This is a genomic window from Dehalobacter sp., from assembly GCA_023667845.1.
Classification (GTDB): Bacteria; Bacillota; Desulfitobacteriia; order Desulfitobacteriales; family Syntrophobotulaceae; genus Dehalobacter.
Window position 1 is genome coordinate 1 of sequence record JAMPIU010000187.1, and the last position, 2,312, is coordinate 2,312.

3 protein-coding genes are annotated in these 2,312 nt (G+C 42.3%); all 3 read right to left on the minus strand.

All coding sequences use genetic code 11. From position 1 onward, the window contains the following. Positions 1-68 precede the first annotated feature (68 nt). Genes vnfD through NC238_15580 form a run of 3 tightly spaced genes read right to left on the minus strand, consistent with a single transcriptional unit; the run spans position 69 to position 2,268 of the window. Entirely contained in the window at positions 69-1,511 is a 1,443-nt protein-coding gene (gene vnfD, locus NC238_15570) for a nitrogenase vanadium-iron protein, alpha chain (protein ID MCM1567324.1), read from the minus strand. 20 nt (positions 1,512-1,531) lie between these two features. Then, positions 1,532-1,903 carry a P-II family nitrogen regulator gene (locus NC238_15575; protein ID MCM1567325.1) on the minus strand — a complete coding sequence of 124 codons (372 nt, stop codon included), beginning with the start codon at positions 1,901-1,903 and terminating at the stop codon, positions 1,532-1,534. A gap of 47 nt (positions 1,904-1,950) precedes the next feature. Continuing rightward, positions 1,951-2,268 carry a P-II family nitrogen regulator gene (locus tag NC238_15580; GenBank protein ID MCM1567326.1) on the minus strand — a complete coding sequence of 106 codons (318 nt, stop codon included), beginning with the start codon at positions 2,266-2,268 and terminating at the stop codon, positions 1,951-1,953. Between the last annotated feature and the right edge of the window lie 44 nt (positions 2,269-2,312).

Sequence of the window (2,312 nt, forward strand, 5' to 3'; positions counted from 1 at the left end):
ACTTCTTGAAAAGAACTGCCACAAACACTGTTCCTGGATAAGAGCTGTAATTTCCTCTATTTTTTCTTTCATAACTCCTGCACCACACTAGGATCTTTTCCAGCTAAACTCCACATCGGAGAATCCACCACTCTAGGATCTTTTCCAGCTAAACTCCACATCGGAGAATAAATCGCGTTATACATATCTCTCGCCATGTTTAATGCGCCTTCAAAACCCATGTATGGGCCGTTGTGATATGCATGTCCGTTAATGTATGGAATATGCAGTTTTTTTACCAGGTCTCCAACCCTGGGTCCGGTTAAAATCAGGTCCGCATGGATACTCTCCAGTACTTCGAAAAACTCAAGTTCATTTCCATCGTCAATATAGATCGTCCCGACCCGTCCCCTGGCAATAACCTTCTCAAAGTCCTCCTGATGACCGAATTTAGATGACATGGCGACAACTTCCATTCCCAGATCGTCTTCAAGAGCTTTTGTCCAGTGCCACAGCCTCGGTCCGCCAGTCCAGATACATATTTGTTTTCCTTTGAGCCTCTCCTTATACCAGTTAAGTTTCCCTTCGTATTTTGCAACCTCTTCTGCAATTACTTCCTCAGCTTTATCCTCCAGTCCAAAGAAAGCTCCTATCTTTCTCAGCGCTACCTTGATGTATTCAAAACCCCAGGTATCGACATCCATTCTTGGAATATCATATTTTTTCTTAAGTTCGTTGGCTATATAACCGGCAGAACGAGCGCAGTTGACAACATTCAGCTTTGCTCTATGCATGCAGCGCAATTGATCATAGGTTACGTTTCCGGTAAAGTGTGCAATGACCTGTATGCCCATTTTATCAAGATACTTTTGAAGTACGTAGGTGTCTCCCTGAATATTGTAGTCACCGATGACGTTAATTGTATATTCGCTTGTAATTTCAGGTTCAAGCGTTCCGACTTTATCTCTCATCCAGCCGATGTTCAGTTCATGATGTCCTTTTGATTGGCTGACACCAGCGAACCCTGGACATTCGACAACGAATATATCGACATCTCCAAGTTCTTCCTCAACCTCACGACATACTGCTTTGGGGTTGTCCCCTATCAGTGCGGTTGTACAGGTCGTGTAGACAAACATTCTCTTGATTTCTGGAAATTCTTTGAAAGCTTCCTTGATCGTTTTTTTGAGCTGCTTTTCAGCGCCGAAAACAATATGCTTTTCTTTTGTGTCTGAAGACCAGATATATTTTAATTGAAAGTTGTCATTATCGCTGGGATACCTTTTCGTGTGCCAGGTATCATACGCACATCCTACCGGCCCATGTATCATTTGAATACAATCTTTAATTACTCCACCAATGACGAGTTTTGCTCCACAATAGCTGCAACCTCTTTCTGATAATGATCCTGGTATTGTTTCTATATTTGAGAGTGGGAGAAACTGAGTCGTGTCTTCCCCTTCTTCTTTTATATAAACATGGTTTTTGCGCTCCGGTATGCATTCATCGCAACAGAATAGTTTTAACGGCATTTTACAGGCCTCGTATCTGCTTATTTTAAAGCTAGTTCTCCTTTTTCCCCAGTCCTGATCCGAATAACCTCATCAATGGACTCGACAAAAATCCTTCCGTCACCAATCTGGGCAGTCTGATTAACTTCAATAATGGTTTTAACCACCAAATCCACATCTTCGTCACTCACAACTACGCTCAGAAGTCTTTTGGGTATGTATTTCATACCGGTACTGTACCTTTTCGCAAGCAGCTTTGGTTGTATTCCAAAATTGAGCTCTCCCGAGATGCCTCTTTGCTTACCTTTTCCTAAAACTGGAATTGCCGTCATTGCGGGAAAGCCGATTTTATCCAATGCATCTTTCGTAGCCGACATCTTGTTAGGTCTGACAATCGCAGTAACTTCTTTCATACGGAACCCTCCAGGTGTTCAAAATTTCCGGCTTTCAGCATTATTATTCATAATCCTTTTGCGCCCGAGCTAATCGTGTATGCATCTTCAACCTTACTCACAAAGATTTTTCCGTCTCCCATGTTGCCGGTGTATGCTTTTCCGGAAATTATTTTTATTACCTCGTCAACAGCCTCATCTTCTACAGCCATCATGATCATTGTTTTTGCGAGCTCATCGTAATGCATATCACCAACAGTGATCCCTTTTTGCTTCCCTCTTCCGAAAACGTTTATTTTTGTCAGGGAGTAATAACCGGCTTCTGCAAGTCCGTCAGCTACTTCTTCAGTCCATTCAGGACGTACTATGGCACGGATCATTTTCATTGCTCATTTCTCCTTAAATTAGTCCATAAGACCATATCTTGCGA

What these genes read in the sequence shown, in the direction of transcription:
- vnfD (MCM1567324.1), bottom strand. Translation starts at nt 1,511, where the DNA reads ATGCCGTTAAAACTATTCTGTTGCGATGAATGCATACCGGAGCGCAAA.
- NC238_15575 (MCM1567325.1), bottom strand. Translation starts at nt 1,903, where the DNA reads ATGAAAGAAGTTACTGCGATTGTCAGACCTAACAAGATGTCGGCTACG.
- NC238_15580 (MCM1567326.1), bottom strand. Translation starts at nt 2,268, where the DNA reads ATGAAAATGATCCGTGCCATAGTACGTCCTGAATGGACTGAAGAAGTA.